This window comes from Streptomyces sp. NPDC031049, from assembly GCF_055571015.1.
On record NZ_JBVIGC010000015.1, the window covers coordinates 1 to 16,521 of the forward strand.

Annotated in this window: 16 protein-coding genes and 1 pseudogene; 11 read left to right on the forward strand and 6 right to left on the reverse strand. The window is 74.3% G+C overall.

The window, feature by feature from the left end:
* The 4 genes and pseudogenes from ACZ45Q_RS24065 to ACZ45Q_RS24080 all read left to right on the forward strand — a co-directional run.
* Nucleotides 1-500 (forward strand): annotated as a pseudogene (locus ACZ45Q_RS24065) (hypothetical protein); the annotation flags it as partial.
* A gap of 206 nt (nt 501-706) precedes the next feature.
* Entirely contained in the window at nt 707-1,159 is a 453-nt protein-coding gene (locus ACZ45Q_RS24070; protein ID WP_468264833.1) for a phospholipase, read from the forward strand.
* 130 nt (nt 1,160-1,289) lie between these two features.
* Nucleotides 1,290-1,652 (forward strand): ArsR/SmtB family transcription factor, encoded by a 363-nt coding sequence (locus tag ACZ45Q_RS24075; protein ID WP_468264835.1) that lies wholly within the window; start codon nt 1,290-1,292, stop codon nt 1,650-1,652.
* Nucleotides 1,649-2,302 (forward strand): SRPBCC family protein, encoded by a 654-nt coding sequence (locus tag ACZ45Q_RS24080; protein WP_468264837.1) that lies wholly within the window; start codon nt 1,649-1,651, stop codon nt 2,300-2,302. Before ACZ45Q_RS24075 ends, ACZ45Q_RS24080 begins: the two co-directional genes overlap by 4 nt.
* Here ACZ45Q_RS24080 and ACZ45Q_RS24085 read toward each other — a convergent pair.
* Nucleotides 2,263-2,919, reverse strand: coding sequence for a phosphatase PAP2 family protein (locus ACZ45Q_RS24085; protein WP_468264839.1), 657 nt, complete (start codon nt 2,917-2,919; stop codon nt 2,263-2,265). The genes ACZ45Q_RS24080 and ACZ45Q_RS24085 overlap by 40 nt on opposite strands.
* Nucleotides 2,920-3,361: 442 nt before the next feature.
* On the opposite strand from ACZ45Q_RS24085, the gene ACZ45Q_RS24090 reads away from it, so the two are divergent.
* From ACZ45Q_RS24090 to ACZ45Q_RS24100, 3 genes are all read left to right on the forward strand, one after another.
* Nucleotides 3,362-3,538 (forward strand): hypothetical protein, encoded by a 177-nt coding sequence (locus ACZ45Q_RS24090; RefSeq protein WP_468264841.1) that lies wholly within the window; start codon nt 3,362-3,364, stop codon nt 3,536-3,538.
* Between the two features lie 60 nt (nt 3,539-3,598).
* Nucleotides 3,599-4,864: a JmjC domain-containing protein gene (locus tag ACZ45Q_RS24095; RefSeq protein WP_468264843.1), complete on the forward strand. Its 1,266-nt coding sequence runs from the start codon at nt 3,599-3,601 to the stop codon at nt 4,862-4,864.
* 348 nt (nt 4,865-5,212) lie between these two features.
* Complete coding sequence (locus ACZ45Q_RS24100; protein WP_468264845.1) at nt 5,213-6,565, forward strand: hypothetical protein; 1,353 nt, start codon at nt 5,213-5,215, stop codon at nt 6,563-6,565.
* A 65-nt stretch (nt 6,566-6,630) separates the two neighbouring features.
* Here the strand turns inward: ACZ45Q_RS24100 and ACZ45Q_RS24105 are convergent, their stop codons facing one another.
* Together ACZ45Q_RS24105 and ACZ45Q_RS24110 are read right to left on the reverse strand one after the other, a co-directional pair.
* Nucleotides 6,631-8,904 (reverse strand): heavy metal translocating P-type ATPase, encoded by a 2,274-nt coding sequence (locus ACZ45Q_RS24105; RefSeq protein WP_468264847.1) that lies wholly within the window; start codon nt 8,902-8,904, stop codon nt 6,631-6,633.
* A gap of 88 nt (nt 8,905-8,992) precedes the next feature.
* Nucleotides 8,993-9,310 carry a heavy-metal-associated domain-containing protein gene (locus tag ACZ45Q_RS24110; RefSeq protein ID WP_468264849.1) on the reverse strand — a complete coding sequence of 106 codons (318 nt, stop codon included), beginning with the start codon at nt 9,308-9,310 and terminating at the stop codon, nt 8,993-8,995.
* A 195-nt stretch (nt 9,311-9,505) separates the two neighbouring features.
* Between ACZ45Q_RS24110 and ACZ45Q_RS24115 the strand changes: the two genes are divergently transcribed.
* A complete protein-coding gene (locus ACZ45Q_RS24115; RefSeq protein ID WP_468264851.1) occupies nt 9,506-10,462 on the forward strand; it encodes a hypothetical protein in 957 nt (318 codons plus the stop codon).
* Between the two features lie 46 nt (nt 10,463-10,508).
* Here ACZ45Q_RS24115 and ACZ45Q_RS24120 read toward each other — a convergent pair whose 3' ends face one another.
* Nucleotides 10,509-11,288, reverse strand: coding sequence for a DeoR/GlpR family DNA-binding transcription regulator (locus tag ACZ45Q_RS24120; protein WP_468264853.1), 780 nt, complete (start codon nt 11,286-11,288; stop codon nt 10,509-10,511).
* A 126-nt stretch (nt 11,289-11,414) separates the two neighbouring features.
* On the opposite strand from ACZ45Q_RS24120, the gene ACZ45Q_RS24125 reads away from it, so the two are divergent.
* Complete coding sequence (locus ACZ45Q_RS24125; RefSeq protein WP_468264855.1) at nt 11,415-12,296, forward strand: SIS domain-containing protein; 882 nt, start codon at nt 11,415-11,417, stop codon at nt 12,294-12,296.
* Between the two features lie 17 nt (nt 12,297-12,313).
* On the forward strand, nt 12,314-13,177 hold the full coding sequence (locus ACZ45Q_RS24130; protein ID WP_468264857.1) for a class II fructose-bisphosphate aldolase: 864 nt from the start codon (nt 12,314-12,316) through the stop codon (nt 13,175-13,177).
* Here ACZ45Q_RS24130 and ACZ45Q_RS24135 read toward each other — a convergent pair.
* The gene (locus ACZ45Q_RS24135) at nt 13,143-14,312 is read right to left on the reverse strand and encodes a methyltransferase (protein ID WP_468265208.1); all 1,170 of its coding nucleotides are present in this window, start codon (nt 14,310-14,312) and stop codon (nt 13,143-13,145) included. The genes ACZ45Q_RS24130 and ACZ45Q_RS24135 overlap by 35 nt on opposite strands.
* A 356-nt stretch (nt 14,313-14,668) precedes the next feature.
* Here ACZ45Q_RS24135 and ACZ45Q_RS24140 point away from each other — a divergent pair, with 356 nt between their 5' ends.
* Nucleotides 14,669-15,907: an ROK family protein gene (locus tag ACZ45Q_RS24140; protein ID WP_468264859.1), complete on the forward strand. Its 1,239-nt coding sequence runs from the start codon at nt 14,669-14,671 to the stop codon at nt 15,905-15,907.
* Nucleotides 15,908-16,225: 318 nt separating this feature from the next.
* Here ACZ45Q_RS24140 and ACZ45Q_RS24145 read toward each other — a convergent pair whose 3' ends face one another.
* On the reverse strand, nt 16,226-16,408 hold the full coding sequence (locus ACZ45Q_RS24145; protein WP_468264861.1) for a hypothetical protein: 183 nt from the start codon (nt 16,406-16,408) through the stop codon (nt 16,226-16,228).
* Between the last annotated feature and the right edge of the window lie 113 nt (nt 16,409-16,521).

A 16,521-nucleotide genomic window follows, 5' to 3' on the forward strand; every position in this document is an offset into this window, starting at 1 on the left:
CCGTCATTTCTCATCGACAGCCGTCAGTCCAGCGATCACCACCTGCCTCCGAAACCGGTCGACAATCGCTGTTCCTAGAGATCAACGAAGCCACCGATCCGGACGCCTACGCGGCGGCGGCCACGCTGCCGCCCGGCACCGGGCCGGAGACGGAGGCCGCCGCCCGCCGCCGCAGGGACCTCGCCGTCGAGGGCTACCTCGTCCTGCGGCAGGCCCTGCGGGCCGGGGACGACGGGCCCTGCCGGGAGTTCCAGCGGGCCGCCGCCCGCCTGGTCCGCGACAGGGTGCCCGCCTGGCGGGAGCTGTGGCGGGCCGGTGCGCTGGCCGCCGCCGAGCGCACCGGCGCCCACCTCGACGCGCTGGCGGCGGGCGACCCGGCCTACCTCGCCGCGGCGACGGCGTACCGGGCCGAGCCGACCCGGCGCGGCGGCTACGGCATGTGCGGCCGACGGGAGGAGTACGCGCTGCCGGGGACGACGCTGCCGTACGGCGGGGAGTGACGCGGGCGCGCCGGGGCGCCCGCCCGGGGCTGAAGCGCCCAAGTCGCCGCCGTTCTCCGGCAGTTCACGGTCCGGCCGTGCGAACCGCCGCGGAGTTCACGGGGTGTTGTGCCGGTACAGGTGTAAGGACCTCGTTGACCCGTGAATCATCTTGTCATGAACCTGCGGCCCGAGGGGCGGGTCGCAGAGCCTCATGGAGGTGTGGGATGCACCGAAGACTCGCCACCGGCCTCGCGGCCTCCGCCCTCTCCGTCGCCACCGTCGTCGCCACCGCCACGGCGGCGCAGGCCGCTCCCGCCGACAAGGCCCAGGTGCTCGCGAGCTGGACGCAGACCAGCGCGTCGAGCTACAGCCTCTGGGCCGCCGCCCGGGCCGATCGGGCCGCCTGGGCCGCGTACGGGTTCGACTGGTCCACCGACTACTGCTCCTCCTCGCCGGACAACCCGTTCGGCTTCCCCTTCAGCAACTCCTGTGCGCGACACGACTTCGGCTACCGCAACTACAAGGCGGCGGGCACCTTCAGTGCCCACAAGGCCCGACTGGACAGCGCCTTCTACGAGGACCTCAAGCGCGTGTGCAACCGCTACGGCGGCGGCACGAAGACCACCTGCAACAGCACCGCGTGGACGTACTACCAGGCGGTGAAGGCCTTCGGCTGACGCCCGAGGCCCGAGGCCCGAGGCCCGACGCGCGGCCTTCCGGCCCGCGTTCCCCGGGTCGCTCCCGAGTCGGACCCCTCGGTTTCTATCAGCTGTCGCTTATATAAGCGCCAGCTGATATTCTCGCCGCATGCACGCCTTCGATGTGCTCGCAGACCCCGTGCGCCGCCGGATCCTGGAACTCCTGGCCGGCGGCGAGATGACGTCGGGGGCTGTCTGCGAGGTCGTCCAGGAGGAGTTCGGAATATCCCAGCCGGCCGTCTCCCAGCACCTGAAAGTGCTGCGCGACAACGGCTTCGCGACGGTGCGCCCGCAGGGGGCGCGGCGGCTGTACGCCGTCGACCCCGCGCCCCTGCGGGACATCGACGCCTGGCTCGACCGGTTCCGCCGGTTCTGGACCCCGCACCTGGACGCCCTCGCCACCGAACTGGCCCGCGGCAAGCGTGAACGGCGCCTGCGCGGCGCCGACGAACCACCGAGGAGTACGTCATGATCGACGTCACACACCAGATCAACTCCGTGCGCCGCACGGTCGGAACGCGCACCTTCAAGGCGGGCGAGGCCCGTGTGGTCACGATCGGCCGCACCTACGACGCCCCGCTCGACGACGTGTGGGACGCGTGCACGAACGCCGAGCGCATCCCGCGCTGGTTCCTGCCGGTCACCGGCGAGCTGAAGCTGGGCGGCCGGTACCAGCTCCAGGGTCACGCCGGCGGCACGATCGAGAGCTGCGACCCGCCGAACAGCTTCTCCGCGACCTGGGAGTACGACGGCGACGTCAGCTGGATCGAACTGAACCTCACCGCCGACGAGGACGGCACCCGCTTCGAGCTCCAGCACATCGCCCACGTCGACGACGAGAAGTGGGCGCAGTACGGGCCCGGCGCGGTCGGCGTCGGCTACGACCTGCTGTTCGTGGGGCTGACGCTGCACCTGGCGAGCGGCGGCGCCGCCGTCGACCCGGAGGAGGCCATGGCCTGGACCATGTCGGACGAGGGCCGGCGGTTCGTCAAGGAGAGCAGCGAGGGCTGGTACGCGGCGAACGTCGAGAGCGGCACCGACCCCCGGGCGGCACGCGAGGCCGCCGACCGGACCACGGCGTTCTACACGGGCGAGACCGGCGACCAGGCCGCGTCCGAGTAGCGGGCGCCGGGTGGCCGGGCGGCCGCTGCCGCCGCCAGCGCGGTGGCCGCGCTGGCGATCCCCAGCACCGCACCGGCCGCCACGTCCCCCGGGTAGTGCACGCCGGTGTGCACCCGTGCGTAGCCGACGGCGCTCGCCAGGGCGCCGAGCGGGACGGCCGCCGCCGGGAGGGTCACGCCGACCGCGGTGGCGAACGCGACCGCCGACGCGGTGTGACCGGAGGGGAACGACGCCGACGCGGGCATCCGGACGTGCCGGTCCACCGTCACCCGGGCCGCCTCCCGGTCCGGCCGGGGCCTGCGGACCAGGCGCTTGCCGAGCAGATTGGCGGCGGCCGAGGCCACGGCGATCGCTCCGACCCCGACCACGGCCGCCCGGCGCGGGCGCGCACCGCCCAGGGCGAGGGCCCCGGCGATGCCGAACGAGATCTTCGAGTGGTCGGCGGCGTGCGAAAGGCGGCGCAGCGCATGGTCGAGGGTGGGCGTCGGGGTGGCGGCCACCGCGGCGTACAGGGCGCCGTCCACGGCGCGCAGGTCGCGCAGGACGGAGGTCAGGCGTGGGGCGCGGGAGCGTACGGGGCGGGCGGTGGGGGCGGTGGTGTCCGTCGGTCCGCTCATGGGCTCCTTCTCCGGCGGGGCGCTCGCGCTGGTGATCGCGGGTGATCGTGTGGTCCTTGCGATCAGTGTGATCCGTTGCCGCCCCAGCCTGCCCGGCGCCCCGCCGCCCGGCGCCCCGACGGGGCCCGACCGGGCGACCCGCCGGCCCCGAGAGGGGGTTTCGCCCCCGCCGCCCCTACCCGTCCCGTCCCCTGGGGGCTGCGCCCCCAGACCCCCGCTTCGGCCTGAACGGCCTCGTCCTCAAACGCCGGACGGGCTGGTATGTCAGCCCCTCCGGCGTTTGAGGAGCGGGGGTCCGGGGGCGGAGCCCCCGGGGACGGGACGGGTAGGGGCGGCGGGGGCGAGACTCCGTCACCCGGGGCACCGGCCGCGCAGGCGTGAAGCGGACACCGCCCGGGCAGTGTTCTCCGGAGGTCTGACGAGCCCGCCCGAGGAGACCGCCATGTCCCAGGACCACGTGTCGCGCAGCCCGCAGGACCGCCAGTGCGCCGGCGAGGACGCCGACGGCGCCGACACCTTGCTGCTCTCCTGCGAGGAGATGCCCGTACTCATGGAGGGCCTCGCCGCGGCCACGGACGGTGGCGGCGGCGGACGGAACACCTGCGTGACGACGGCATGACACCGGCCATGACGACGGCCATGACGACGGCATGACGAGGACCGTGCGCGGAGGCGGCGGATGAAGCTGCGGGACCTCGTGGCCCCCGTGCCGCTCGAGGAGTTCCTCACCGACTGCCTGGGCCGCACCACGGTGCACATCCCCGGCCCGGAGGAACGGTTCCGGGGCCTGTTCGGCTGGGAGCCGCTGGACCGGGCGCTCAACCAGCAGCGGTTGCCCGCACCCCGTCTCCGCCTCGCCAGGGACGGGAACGTCCTGCCCGCCACCGGCTACACCCGCCCCGTCACGGACTCGCTCGGCATGGTCCACCACGTCGTCGACACGGGGCGGTTGTACCGCGAGCTCGGTGCCGGCGCTTCGCTGGTGCTGGACGCCGTGGAGGAGTTCAGCGAGCCGGTGCGCGCCCTCGTCTGGGAGGCGGAGCGCACGTTCCGGGAGCGCGTCTCGGTGAATGCCTACGCCTCCTGGGCGGCGACCCCGGCGTTCGGCACCCACTGGGACAACCACGATGTGATCGTCCTTCAGATCGCCGGGGAGAAGCAGTGGCGGCTCCACGGCCCGGGACGGCGCTGGCCCCTGCGCACCGACCTCGCGGAGAACCCCGCCCCCGCCGGCACGCAGGCCCGGACGGTCACACTCGCCCCCGGCGATCTGCTGCACGTGCCCCGGGGCTGCTGGCACTCCGTGCACACCGGCCGGCCACCGAGCCTGCACCTCGCGCTGGGCGTCACCCGCAGCACCGGTCACGACCTCGTCCGCTGGGTCGCCGACCAGGTGCTGTCCGCGGAGGTCGTCCGGCAGGACCTGCCCCGTTTCGGGCCGGCCGGGGAGCAGTCGGACCATGTGGCGGCGTTGCGTGAGGAGGTGCTCGCCCGCCTCACCCCGGCCGGGATGCGGGAGTTCTTCGCCGCCCGCGACGGCATGGCCCCCGCGCGGCCGGCCGTACAACTGTGCCTGTTCGGCGAGGACTTCGCCGTCGACCGGCGACTGCTCCGGCGGGACGCGCGCATCGAATGGCTCTTTCCGCGCGCCGTGCTGAGCGAACCGGACGACGACGGCGAGCAGCCGGTCGCCCTGACCGCGGGGGGCAGGGTCTGGCGATTTCAGCGGGCGGCCACGGTGATCCTCACCCGCCTGCTGGCCGACAGGGAGACCGGAGTCGGAACCCTTCAGGACGCCGTGGCCCCGTCCGTGGCCGGGGGCACCGTGCGGCGACTGCTCGCAGACCTCCACCGTCATGGGCTGGTACGGATCCTTCCGGCGGCGGCCGGTCCGTCAGGTGAACAGCCATCGGCAGAGCAGGACCACCACGACCACCCAGAATGACGCCTCCAGCCCGAACTGCACGAGAAACCCCGCCAGTACGATCGCGTCACCGAACCCGATGAAGGGCTCCCGTGCGCCGCCGCCCGGACCGCCACCGGAACGCGTCTCCCCGTCGCTCATGTCGCCCTCCCATGTCCACGGGCTCCCCTCGAAGCCGTCCCCAGCGTGGCGAAACACGTGCACCGGCCGCGAGAGCACAGCCGGTTGTCCGGTCCAACGCCGGTTCGCGGCGGCGGACGCCGGTGAACGGTTGAAAGCGGGGTTGAAAACCGCCCTTGCGTGCTGTCGGCCGGAAACAGCGGTGATTAGGATGAAATCCGACTCCCAGGGCACCCGAGGGCGGCCGACGTGCATCAGTCGAGGAACGAGAAGCTGAAAGCCCTGCTGACCGAGGCCGGTTGCTCGTACGAAGGCCTCGCGGTGCGCGTGAACGGACTCGGCGCCCGGCACGGTTTACGGCTCTCCTATGACAAGTCGTCGGTGAGCCACTGGGTGAGCGGCAAAAGACCGCGCTCCCCGGTTCCCGCCCTGATCGCCGAGGTTCTCGGCGCGAAACTGGGACGTACCGTTCCCCTGGACGAGATCGGCCTGGGAGACACCTCGGAAGCCGGGCTGGCGGCGGAGTCCCTGCTGCACCACGGTGACCTGGAGCGGCAACTGGGCGTCATGGACAGGCTGGGGCGAGCGGACATGGAACGGCGTCAATTCCTGTACCTCCTCCCCTTCTCCCTGTCCGCGGTCCCCGGTACGCAACGGGACTGGCTGCTGCACCTTCTGTCCCTCGACGGCGCGCCGCCGCGCACCTGCCGCTCCGCGGACGTGGAGAACATCCGGCGGTCCATGCAGATGTTCACCGCGATCGACGTCCAGTTCGGCGGGAACCAGGCGCGCGAGGCCCTCGCGGCGTACGTCGCCCAGGATGTCGTCCCCCTGCTGCGTTCCTCCTCCCGGACGGAGCGCGTCGAGCAGGAGCTGTTCAGCGCGGCGGCGGAGCTCTATCTGCAACTGGGCTGGATGACCTGCGACGTCGGCGCCGACGGGCTGGCCCAGCGGTATCTGGTCCAGGGTCTGCACCTGGCGCGCCGGTCGAACCGGTCGGGGCTCGTCGTGGCCAGTCACCTGCTCTCCGCGCTGGGGCAGATCTCCATGGCCAACGACCGGCTCACCGAGGGGCTGAACTTCGCCCGCACCGCGCTGCACACGGCGGAGCGCGCCGACAGCCCTCGCGCCACCACCCGGGCGCGCGTGGTGGAGGCACGGGCGCTGTCGGGTCTGAACGACGGCAAGGGCGCCGTCGCGGCGATGTCCGCGGCGGAAGCCGCCGTGGACCGTACGGCTGACGAGCCGGAGTGGACGGCTTTCATCGACACCGGGTACCTGGCGAGCCAGATGGCCGGCTGCTTCCGCCTGCTCGGCGACCCCGCCAGGATGCTCCGCTTCGTGGAGCTGAGCATGGGCACGCAGGTCCGGGCGGGCCGCCAGGCGGCACACAACGCCGTCTACCTGGCCACGGCCCGGCTCCGGCTCGGTGATCTCGACACGGCGTGCGCCCATGCCGAGCAGGCTGCCGACATGACCTCCCGGATGAAGTCGGCCATGACGAGCCGTCTGCTGGGCAAGCTCACCGCCGAGATGCGCGCCCTGCCGCCGCACCCGCGTATCACGGACTTCCTCGAACGCTCCCGTGCGCTGCGGGCCTGACCTCCCGCACGCGCGCGCCGCCCGGCGTCCGCGGGGCGGAACACCGGGCGGCGGGCCGTGGCGGATCAGGACGCGGCGCGGAACGAGCGCAGCCGCAGGGAGTTGCCGACGACGAACACCGAGGAGAAGGCCATCGCCGCCCCGGCGATCATCGGGTTGAGCAGTCCCGCCGCGGCCAGCGGCAACGCGGCGACGTTGTAGGCGAACGCCCAGAACAGGTTGGACCTGATCGTGCCGAGGGTGCGCCGGGCCAGCCGGATCGCGTCGGCCGCGGCGCGCAGGTCGCCCCGGACGAGGGTGAGGTCACCGGCCTCGATCGCGGCGTCCGTGCCGGTGCCCATCGCCAGCCCGAGGTCGGCCTGGGCGAGCGCGGCGGCGTCGTTGACCCCGTCGCCGACCATCGCCACCGAACGGCCCTCGGCCTGCAACCGCCGGACCACCTCGACCTTGTCCTGCGGCAGCACCTCGGCGATCACGTCCTGCTCCGCGATCCCGACCTCGCGGGCGACGGACTCGGCGACGGCCCGGTTGTCGCCGGTGAGCAGCACCGGCCGCAGCCCGAGACCGCGCAGCCGGGCGATGGCCTCGGCGCTGGTCTCCTTCACCGCGTCGGCGACCTCCAGGACCGCTCGGGCCTCGCCGTCCCAGGCGACCGCGACCGCGGTCCGCCCCGCGGCCTGAGCCTCGGCCCTGGCCCGCTCCAGCTCCACCGGCAGCGCCATCGCCCACTCGGCGAGCAGCCGCTCCCGGCCGACCAGCACCGCGTGGCCGTCGACCACGCCCTGCACGCCCAGACCGGGCACGTTCGCGAAGTCCTCCGGCGTCGGGAGCGCGCCCAGTTCGGCCAGGGCCCCGTCCGCCACGGCCCGCGCGATCGGGTGCTCCGAGGCGTGCTCCAGCGCACCGGCCAGCCGCAGCACGTCGGCCTCCGCCACGCCCTCGGCGGTGCGCACGGCCAGCAGGGTCATCCGGCCCGTGGTGACCGTGCCCGTCTTGTCGAGGACGACCGTGTCGACCCGCCGGGTGGACTCCAGGACCTCCGGGCCCTTGATGAGGATGCCGAGCTGCGCCCCGCGCCCCGTGCCGACCATCAGCGCGGTCGGCGTGGCCAGCCCCAGGGCGCACGGGCAGGCGATGATCAGTACGGCGACGGCGGCGGTGAACGCGGCCGTCAGCCCCGCCCCGTTGCCGAGCCAGAACCCCAGGGTGCCGAGGGCGAGCGCGATCACGACGGGCACGAACACCCCCGAGATCCGGTCCGCGAGCCGCTGCGCCGCCGCCTTGCCGTTCTGGGCGTCCTCCACCAGCTTCGCCATCCGCGCCAGCTGGGTGTCCGCGCCGACCCGGGTGGCCCGAACGACCAGCCGCCCGCCGACGTTGACCGTGGCCCCGGTGACCGCGTCGCCCACGGCCACCTCCACCGGCACGGACTCGCCGGTCAGCATCGACGCGTCCACCGCCGAGGAGCCCTCGGTCACCGTCCCGTCGGTGGCGATCTTCTCGCCGGGGCGCACCAGGAAACGGTCGCCGACCCGCAACTCGCCGACCGGGACGGTCTCTTCGCCGCCTCCGCGCAGCACCGTGACGTCCTTCGCGCCGAGCTGGAGCAGGGCCCTGAGCGCCGCGCCGGCCTTCCGCTTGGAGCGGGCCTCGAAGTACCGCCCGGCCAGGATGAAGGCGGTGACTCCGGCGGCGGCCTCCAGGTAGATGTTCCCGGCGCCGTCGGTGCGGGCGATGGTCAGCTCGAAGGGGTGCGTCATGCCCGGGGTGCCCGCCGTGCCGAAGAACAGGGCCCACAGCGACCACAGGAACGCCGCCGAGGTGCCGACCGAGATCAGCGTGTCCATCGTGGCCGCCCCGTGCCGGGCGTTGGTCAGGGCGGCCCGGTGGAAGGGCCAGGCGGCGTACGTCACGACGGGCGCCGCCAGCGTCAGGGACAGCCACTGCCAGTACTCGAACTGAAACGCCGGCACCATCGCCATGGCGATCACCGGTACGGCCAGCGCCACGGCCGTGACCAGCCGCTGCCTGAGCGGGCGCAGCTCGTCGTCCGCCCCGTCGGCCGTGTCGCCGTCGCCGTCGCCGGGCGCGGGCCCGCCGCGCGGGGGCTCGGGTTCGCGCGCGGTGTAACCGGTCGCCTCGACCGTGGCGATCAGGTCCGGGACGGAGACGTCACCGCCGTAGCTGACCTTCGCCTTCTCCGTCGCGTAGTTGACGGTGGCGGTGACCCCGTCCATCCGGTTGAGCTTCTTCTCGATCCGGGCCGCGCACGAGGCGCAGGTCATGCCGCCGATGGCGAGTTCTACCTCGGCCGGCGCTTCGGTCGTACGGGTGGTCATGGCTGCTCCTGATACGGGGTCGTCGGCCGGGACCCGGGGCGCGGGTCCCGGCGCTGCGGGGGAGTGGGGGCCGGTCAGGCCTCGCCGGTCAGACCCGGCCGGTCAGTTCGTAGCCGGCCTCGTCGACCACCTCGGCGATCACGGAGTCGTCCGGGCCGGCGGCCGAGGTGACGGTGACGTGGCCGGTGTCCAGGTCGACGTCCACGCCGGTCACGCCGTCCAGTGCGCCGATCGCCTCGGTGAGGGTGGCCTTGCAGTGGCCGCAGGTCATCCCGGCGACGGCGTAGGTGGTCGTGACGGAGCCGACGGTCGCCTTGGCGGTGGCCGCGCCGGTCGAGCAGCGGCCGTCGGTGGAGCAGCAGGACGACGAGGGAGACGAGGACGGCGAGGAGGTGGACGTGGACATGAGGCTCTCCTGGGTCTGAGATCGCACGGGGCGGATACGGCCTGGGGGTATCCCCCTGCCGGAGACCATGTATACCCCTGGGGGGTACGAGAAGCAAGCGCGCCTCCGGCTTGACTTGGTACCCCCCGGGGGTATGGTGAGCTGCATGGAGGGCCTCCCGGACGAGGGAGGCCGCAGGGACGAGGAGCGACCGTCATGCACACCGGACTGAGGATCACCGCGTTCGCCGCCGCACTCGCCGCGACCTTCGGCACGGCCTACGGGGTCGGTCAGGGCCTCGGCCCGGTCGTCGCCGGCACCGCACCCGCGCCCCACGACGAGCACGGCCGGACCTCCTCGCCGCCCGAGGAGCACGCCGGCCACGACGGCGCCCCGGCCGGCGGACTGCAAGTCTCGGAGGACGGCTACACGCTCGACCTCGCCACCCCGCGCGTCACCGCCGGGCAGCGCACCGAACTGCGGTTCACCGTCCGCGACGACCGCGGCCGTGCCGTGACCGACTACCGGCGCGAGCACGGCAAGGAACTGCATCTGATCCTGGCCTCGCGCGACCTGGTGACCTACCGTCACCTGCACCCCACCCGCGCCGCCGACGGCACCTGGAGCACCTCCGTCGACCTGCCCCGCGCGGGCGGTTACCGGGTCTTCGCCGACTTCACCCCCCGGCGCGAGGGCGCGGAGAACCTCACCCTCGGCGCGGACCTGGCGGCCTCCGGGCGCTATGAACCCGCGGAGCTGCCGCGGCCCGCCGGCACGGCCCGCGTCGGCGACTACCGGGTCGGCCTGTCAGGCACCCTCCGCCCGGGCCGGCCCGCCGAGCTGACCCTGAAGGTCACCCGCGACGGCCGGCCCGTCACCGACCTCCAGCCCTACCTCGGCGCGTACGGCCACCTCGTGGCCCTGCGCTCCGGTGACCTGGCCTACCTGCACGTCCACCCCAACGGCGAACCCGGCGACGGCACGACGAAGCCCGGCCCGGAGATCTCCTTCACGGCGACCGCGCCCACCGGCGGCACCTACCGGCTCTTCCTGGACTTCCAGCACGAGGGCGAGGTCCGCACGGCGGCGTTCACCGTCCGCACCGGTCAGGCGCCCACGCCGGCACAGGAACCGGCACCCGAGCCCCACCCCGCCGACGGCCACGGACACTGACCCGCCTCGCTCGCACCGCGTCGAGCCGGACCCCGGGCGTCCTCGCTCACACCGCGACGACCCGGACCCCGGCGTCCTCGAACCGCCGCACGGTGTCCGGGTCGGCCGCGCTGTCCGTCACCAGCGTGTCCACCGCCCCGACCGCACAGATCCGGGCGAACGCCCGCCGGCCCAGCTTGCTGGAGTCGGCGGCGACCACCACCCGCTCGGCGCGCTCGCACAGCAGCCGGTTGATCGCCGCCTCCGCCTCGTCGTGGGCCGCCGCCCCGTGGGTGACGTCGAGCGAGACCACGCCCAGCACCGCCACGTCCAGGGTGATCTGCCCCAGCACACCGTCCGCGAGCGGGCCGATCAGCTCGTAGGACTGGGCCCGCGCCACCCCGCCGGTCACCACGATCTTGAACTGCGGCCGCACCGCCAGCTCGTTGGCGATGTTGAGCGCGTTCGTCACGACGGTCAGCGCCGGAGCGCCCGAGGCGAGGTCGCCGCGCACCGCCAGGGCGCGCGCCACCTCGGTGGTGGTCGTTCCGCCGGTCAGGCCCACCGCCTCGCCGGGCGCCACCAGGCCGGCGACCGCCTTCGCGATGCGCTGCTTCTCCGAGGCCCGGCGGGCCGTCTTGTACCGCAGCGGAAGCTCGTACGACACCCCGTGCACGACCGCGCCGCCGCGCGTGCGCACCAGCATCTGCTGTTCGGCGAGCTGGTCGAAGTCGCGCCGGATGGTCGCGGCCGACACCTCCAGCCGGCTCGCCGCCTCGTCGACGTCCAGCCGGCCGCGTTCCACGAGCAGTTCCAGCAGCGCCTTCCAGCGGGCGTCGCGCGACATGCGCACCCTCCGTCCCTCGGTCCCCGACCGACCCTAGCGCACGACGATCTCCCGCCGAATGCTTGATTGTGCTCGAAAAGGCGCTATACCTTGCATGAACAATCAGTCCCGAGGGAGGGGTGCGACATGGCGCACGTCGAGGACGAACTCACCAGCCAGCCCGAGTGCTGGACGCGCGCGGCGTCGGAGGCGGGCCGCCACGGCGGAGCGCTGCCGGCGCCGGGGGAGCGGGTCGCCGTGGTCGGCTGCGGCACGTCGTACTTCATGGCCCAGGCCGCGGCGGCGCTGCGCGAGGAGGCGGGCCACGGCGAGACCGACGCCTTCGCCGCCTCGGAGTTCCCCGCGGCCCGCGCGTACGACCGCGTCGTCGCCCTGACCCGGTCCGGGACCACCACCGAGGTACTGGAACTGCTGGGCCGGCTGCGCGGCCGCACCCGCACCGTCGCGATCACCGCCGACCCGGACACGCCCGTCATGGCGGCGGCCGACGACGTGGTCGTCCTGGACTTCGCCGACGAACGGTCCGTGGTGCAGACCCGGTTCGCCACCACCGCCCTCACCCTGCTCCGCGCCCACCTGGGCCGGCACACCGACGCGGCCGTGGCCGACGCCCGCACCGCGCTCACCGCCGAACTGCCCGCCGGCCTCGTCGAGTGCACCCAGTTCACCTTCCTCGGCCGCGGCTGGACGGTCGGGCTGGCCAACGAGGCCGCGCTGAAGATGCGCGAGGCCTCCCTGTCCTGGACGGAGGCCTACCCGGCGATGGAGTACCGACACGGGCCCATCAGCATCACCACCCACGGCACCGCCACCTGGATGCTCGGCCGGGCCCCCGACGGACTCGCCGACCAGGTCCGGGGGACCGGCGGACTGTGGGTGGCGGGCGGACTCGACCCGCTCGCCGAACTGGTCCGCGCCCAGCGGCTCGCCGTCGCCGTCGCCGCCGCCCGCGGCATCGACCCCGACCGGCCCCGCCACCTCACCCGCTCGGTGATCCTCGCCCCCTGACGCCCCAAGGACAGGCCGTGCCCCTCGCCACCACCGGCGACCTCGTCACCCGTGCCGCCGCCGCGCGGTCCGCCGTCGCCGCCTTCAACATCATCACCCTGGAGCACATCGAGGCCGTCGTCGCCGGCGCCGAGTCCGTGGCCGCGCCCGTCGTCCTCCAGGTCAGCGAGAACGCCGTGAAGTTCCGTTACGGCCGGCTGCTGCCGCTGGCCCGCGCCGCCGCAGCAGCCGCCGAACGCGCCGCCGTGCCCGTCGCCCTCCACCTCGACCACGTGCAGAGCGACAGCCTGCTCCGCCAGGCCCCGGACGCCGGATTCAGCTCCGTCATGTACGACGCCTCCCGGCTGCCGTACGCCGAGAACCTGGCCGCGACCCGCGCCGCCGCCGACTGGGCGCACGCCCAGGGACTGTGGATCGAGGCGGAACTGGGCGAGGTCGGCGGCAAACACGGCGAACCACCGCTCGACGCCCACGCCCCCGGCGCCCGCACCGACCCCGCTGAGGCCCGTTCCTTCGTCGCCGACTCCGGCGTGGACGCCCTGGCCGTCGCCGTCGGCAGCAGCCACGCGATGACCACCCGTACCGCCGCCCTCGACCACGACCTGCTCAAGCGCCTGTCGGCCGCGCTCGACGTCCCACTCGTCCTGCACGGCTCCTCCGGCGTTCCCGACGACGAACTCGCCACCGCCGTCGCCGGCGGTATCGCCAAGGTCAACGTCGGCACGGCCCTCAACGCCGCGATGACCGGCGCCATCCGCGAGTACCTGGCGGCACACCCGGAGGCCGTCGACTCCCGGCGCTATCTGACCGTGGGGCGTGAGGCCATGGTGGCAACGGTCGCGGACCTCATCCGCGTCGTCGGCCGCGTGCCTCCCGCTTGACCGCCTTCAGCACCACGAACTTCGGGTCGCTCGCCACCAGCCGGCTGTTGCCGAACACCCGCCGCAGTTTGACGTGGTAGCCCAGGTGGCGGTTGCCCACCACCCACAGCTCGCCGCCGGGGCGCAGCACCCGCCGCGCCCCGGTGAACATCCGCCACGCGGTGGCGTCCGTCGTCGCCTGGTGGGAGTGGAACGGCGGGTTGTTGAGCACCAGGTCGACGCTGGCGTCCGCCACCCCGGCGAGCCCGTCGCCCACCCGGAACTCGGCGTGCCCGGGCACCCCGTTGGCCTTGTACGTCGCCTCCGCCGAGGCGACGGCCTGGAACGACTCGTCCGTGAACAGCACCTCGGCACCGGGATCGGCCAGCGCCACGGCCGTGCCGACGACGCCGTTCCCGCAGCCGAGGTCCACCACGCGCCGGGTGCCGCCGTCCGACGGCGGCCGGCCGGGCAGATGGCGGAGGAAGAACCGGGTGCCGATGTCGAGTCGGTCGGCGCAGAAGACGCCCGCGTGGTTGACGACGGTGCGGCCGGCGACCGGGCCGGCGTCCTCGGGGAGCCGGTAGGTCAGCGGCCAGGGGTTGGCGGGCCGCCGGAGCGCCGGGTCCGGTGCGCACAGGATCAGCCGGGCCTTCTGCTCCGCCAGCGAGGTGCGGGTCGGCCCGAGAATCCGCTCGAACAGCGCGAGCGTCGAGGTGTGGATCTCCTTGACCATGCCGGTGCCCACCACCACCGTGCCCGCGTGCACCGCCGGTGCCAGCCGCAGCAACTGGTCCTCCAGCAGGGCCAGGCTCTTGGGCACCCGCACCAGCAGCACGTCGATCCGGGCGGGCGGCGGGTCCTGCGTGGTCAGCAGCCGCACCGCGCCCGGCGTGACGCCGTTGCGGGCCAGGTTGGCGCGGGTCGCCTCCTGCGCCAGGTGCGAATCGGTGATCTGCACCGGCTCGTGCGCGGCCAGCGCGGTGACCAGCGCCCCCCAGCGGTCGCCGACGACCACCACCGTGCCGGACAGCGGGACCCGCTCCGCGGCGAGGTGCCTGAGCAGATACGCGTCGGACGCGTCCCAGGCGCGCAGCCGCTCGCGCGGAACCTCGGGAAACCGGGCCAGCGTCAGCTCGCCCCACGGCGTCGTCATTCGGTCGGTGCGCTCGTCCATCGTGCGTCCAGGCTAGCCGAGCCGCAGCTCAGGCCGGTCGGCGGCGGGGAGCGGCACGAGGGAGGCGTGGACGCCGAGCCGTTCCCCGTGGCTCGTCGGGAGCGCGAGGAGACCGAGACCGTGCCCGGCGCGGTGCACGTCCCGGACGGGCCGCCCGCCGGGCGGCGGCGCGCGCGGCCCGCGGCCCGCCGATGCGGCCCGGGCGGGTGGACTGCCGGCCGCCGGGTGCCCTCGGCGGAGCGAAGCCCGGAGGGAGCCGGGGCCGGCCGGCAGGCCGGACGTCCCGCCACGGGTCAGCCGCCGGCGGTCGGGCGGATCATGGGAGACTCACCCTCATGAGCGGCAAGGCGGAGCCCCGGCAGGCGGGGGACGGGACCACCTCGAGGACGCGGCTGGACCGGGGGCGCGGCGCCCTCGGGCCCGCGTTGGAGCTGGTGCACACCGGACGCGCCCCCACCCGCGCCGTCCTCACCGCCGAACTCGGCGTCACCCGGGCCACCGCCGGTGCCGTCGCCGCCGAACTGGAGGCGCTCGGGCTGATCCGGGTCGACGCGCGGCCCGGCGCCCCGGCCGGCTCGCAGGGCCGTCCCTCGCACCGGCTCGCGGTCGCCGAGGACGGCCCCGTCGCCCTCGCGGCGCAGATCCACGCCGACGGCTTCCGTGCCGCGCTCGTCGGACTCGGCGGCCGGATCGTCGCCACCGCGCCCGGCTGCGAGGTCGTCGACGCCGATCCGGCCAAGGTGCTCGGCTCCGTCGTCGAGGCCGGCGCGGAACTGCTGCGGGCGACCGGCCGGCGCTGCGTCGGCGCGGGCCTCGCCGTACCGTCCGCGGTGGCCGAACCCGACGGACTGGCCCTCAACCCGCTGCACCTGGCCTGGCCCGCGGGGGCGCCGGTGCGCCGGATCTTCGCCGAGCGGGTGCGCGCGGCGGGCATCGACGGCCCGGCCTTCGCGGCCAACGACGTCAACCTCGCCGCGCTCGCGGAGCACCGGCACGGCGCCGGACGCGGCGCCCGCGACCTGCTCTGCGTCGCCACCGGCCACCGCGGCGTCGGCGGCGCCCTCGTCCTCGACGGCCGTCTGCACACGGGCAGTTCCGGCCTCGCCCTGGAGGTCGGGCACCTCACCGTCAACCCCGAGGGCCGCCCCTGCCACTGCGGCAGCCGCGGCTGCCTTGACGTGGAGGCCGACCCGCTGGCCCTCCTGACCGCCGCCGGCCGCGCACCGGGCCCCGAGGTCTCCCTGCTCCGGCAGGCCGACGACCTGATCCGCGGCCGGTACACCGACCCGGCGGTCCGCACCGCGACCGAGTCCCTCATCGACCGGCTCGGCCTCGGCCTCGCCGGCCTGGTGAACATCCTCAACCCCGACCGCATCATCCTCGGCGGCCTGCACCGCACCCTGCTCGAAGCCGACCCCGAGCGCCTGCGCGCGGTGGTCGCCGACCGCAGCCTGTGGGGCCAGAGCGGCGGCGTCCCCATCCTGCCCTGCACCCTGGACCACAACAGCCTGGTCGGCGCCGCGGAACTGGCATGGCAGCCGGTCCTCGACGACCCGCTGACGGCCCTGGCCTGAACCCGCCACAGGGACGCCGCAGCCGGGCCGTATCGGCCGCGGGAACGCCCCACCGGCCGACCGGTGGCCGGCCGACCGACTCGCACTGACGGTCCGTCACGTCCCGGCGCGCCAGGAGGAAGTGCAGGGGACGGTCACGTCCGGCCGCACCCCTGGGAGCAGGTGAAGGGGCCGGACCCACCGGGTGTCCGGCCCCGAAACCTCCCATGGTCTCCCGCCGGGAACGCCGGGAAAGCCGCCCGCACCGGAGCCACCGCCTCGGGCGGGCGGCACCGCGAACCGGATGCGTCCCGGGCACGGCGGGGGCCGGAAAGGCGGTCAGGTGCCGAGGTTCATCTGGTCGAGCAGGCCCTCGATCGCCTGGGCCTGGTCGACCATCTCCTGGCTGACCTGGCCGCCGACACCGGCGTCCTTGACCCGGAGCACGAGGGGCTCCACCTTCGCCGCGAGCTGCGCGGGATCGACGGTTCCGCCGCCGGCGACGGGAATTCCCTTACCCATGATCATCTCCCTTGATCGGTGCCGCGCCGCCACTCGGCGCGGCCCTCGGTACGCCACTGACCGACTCGGGCACGGACACGCCGACAGTCTTCGCCGCCCACTCGAACGGGTGG

What these genes read in the sequence shown, in the direction of transcription:
- ACZ45Q_RS24070 (WP_468264833.1), top strand. Translation starts at nt 707, where the DNA reads ATGCACCGAAGACTCGCCACCGGCCTCGCGGCCTCCGCCCTCTCCGTC.
- ACZ45Q_RS24075 (WP_468264835.1), top strand. Translation starts at nt 1,290, where the DNA reads ATGCACGCCTTCGATGTGCTCGCAGACCCCGTGCGCCGCCGGATCCTG.
- ACZ45Q_RS24080 (WP_468264837.1), top strand. Translation starts at nt 1,649, where the DNA reads ATGATCGACGTCACACACCAGATCAACTCCGTGCGCCGCACGGTCGGA.
- ACZ45Q_RS24085 (WP_468264839.1), bottom strand. Translation starts at nt 2,919, where the DNA reads ATGAGCGGACCGACGGACACCACCGCCCCCACCGCCCGCCCCGTACGC.
- ACZ45Q_RS24090 (WP_468264841.1), top strand. Translation starts at nt 3,362, where the DNA reads ATGTCCCAGGACCACGTGTCGCGCAGCCCGCAGGACCGCCAGTGCGCC.
- ACZ45Q_RS24095 (WP_468264843.1), top strand. Translation starts at nt 3,599, where the DNA reads ATGAAGCTGCGGGACCTCGTGGCCCCCGTGCCGCTCGAGGAGTTCCTC.
- ACZ45Q_RS24105 (WP_468264847.1), bottom strand. Translation starts at nt 8,904, where the DNA reads ATGACCACCCGTACGACCGAAGCGCCGGCCGAGGTAGAACTCGCCATC.
- ACZ45Q_RS24110 (WP_468264849.1), bottom strand. Translation starts at nt 9,310, where the DNA reads ATGTCCACGTCCACCTCCTCGCCGTCCTCGTCTCCCTCGTCGTCCTGC.
- ACZ45Q_RS24115 (WP_468264851.1), top strand. Translation starts at nt 9,506, where the DNA reads ATGCACACCGGACTGAGGATCACCGCGTTCGCCGCCGCACTCGCCGCG.
- ACZ45Q_RS24120 (WP_468264853.1), bottom strand. Translation starts at nt 11,288, where the DNA reads ATGTCGCGCGACGCCCGCTGGAAGGCGCTGCTGGAACTGCTCGTGGAA.
- ACZ45Q_RS24125 (WP_468264855.1), top strand. Translation starts at nt 11,415, where the DNA reads ATGGCGCACGTCGAGGACGAACTCACCAGCCAGCCCGAGTGCTGGACG.
- ACZ45Q_RS24135 (WP_468265208.1), bottom strand. Translation starts at nt 14,312, where the DNA reads ATGACGACGCCGTGGGGCGAGCTGACGCTGGCCCGGTTTCCCGAGGTT.
- ACZ45Q_RS24140 (WP_468264859.1), top strand. Translation starts at nt 14,669, where the DNA reads ATGAGCGGCAAGGCGGAGCCCCGGCAGGCGGGGGACGGGACCACCTCG.
- ACZ45Q_RS24145 (WP_468264861.1), bottom strand. Translation starts at nt 16,408, where the DNA reads ATGGGTAAGGGAATTCCCGTCGCCGGCGGCGGAACCGTCGATCCCGCG.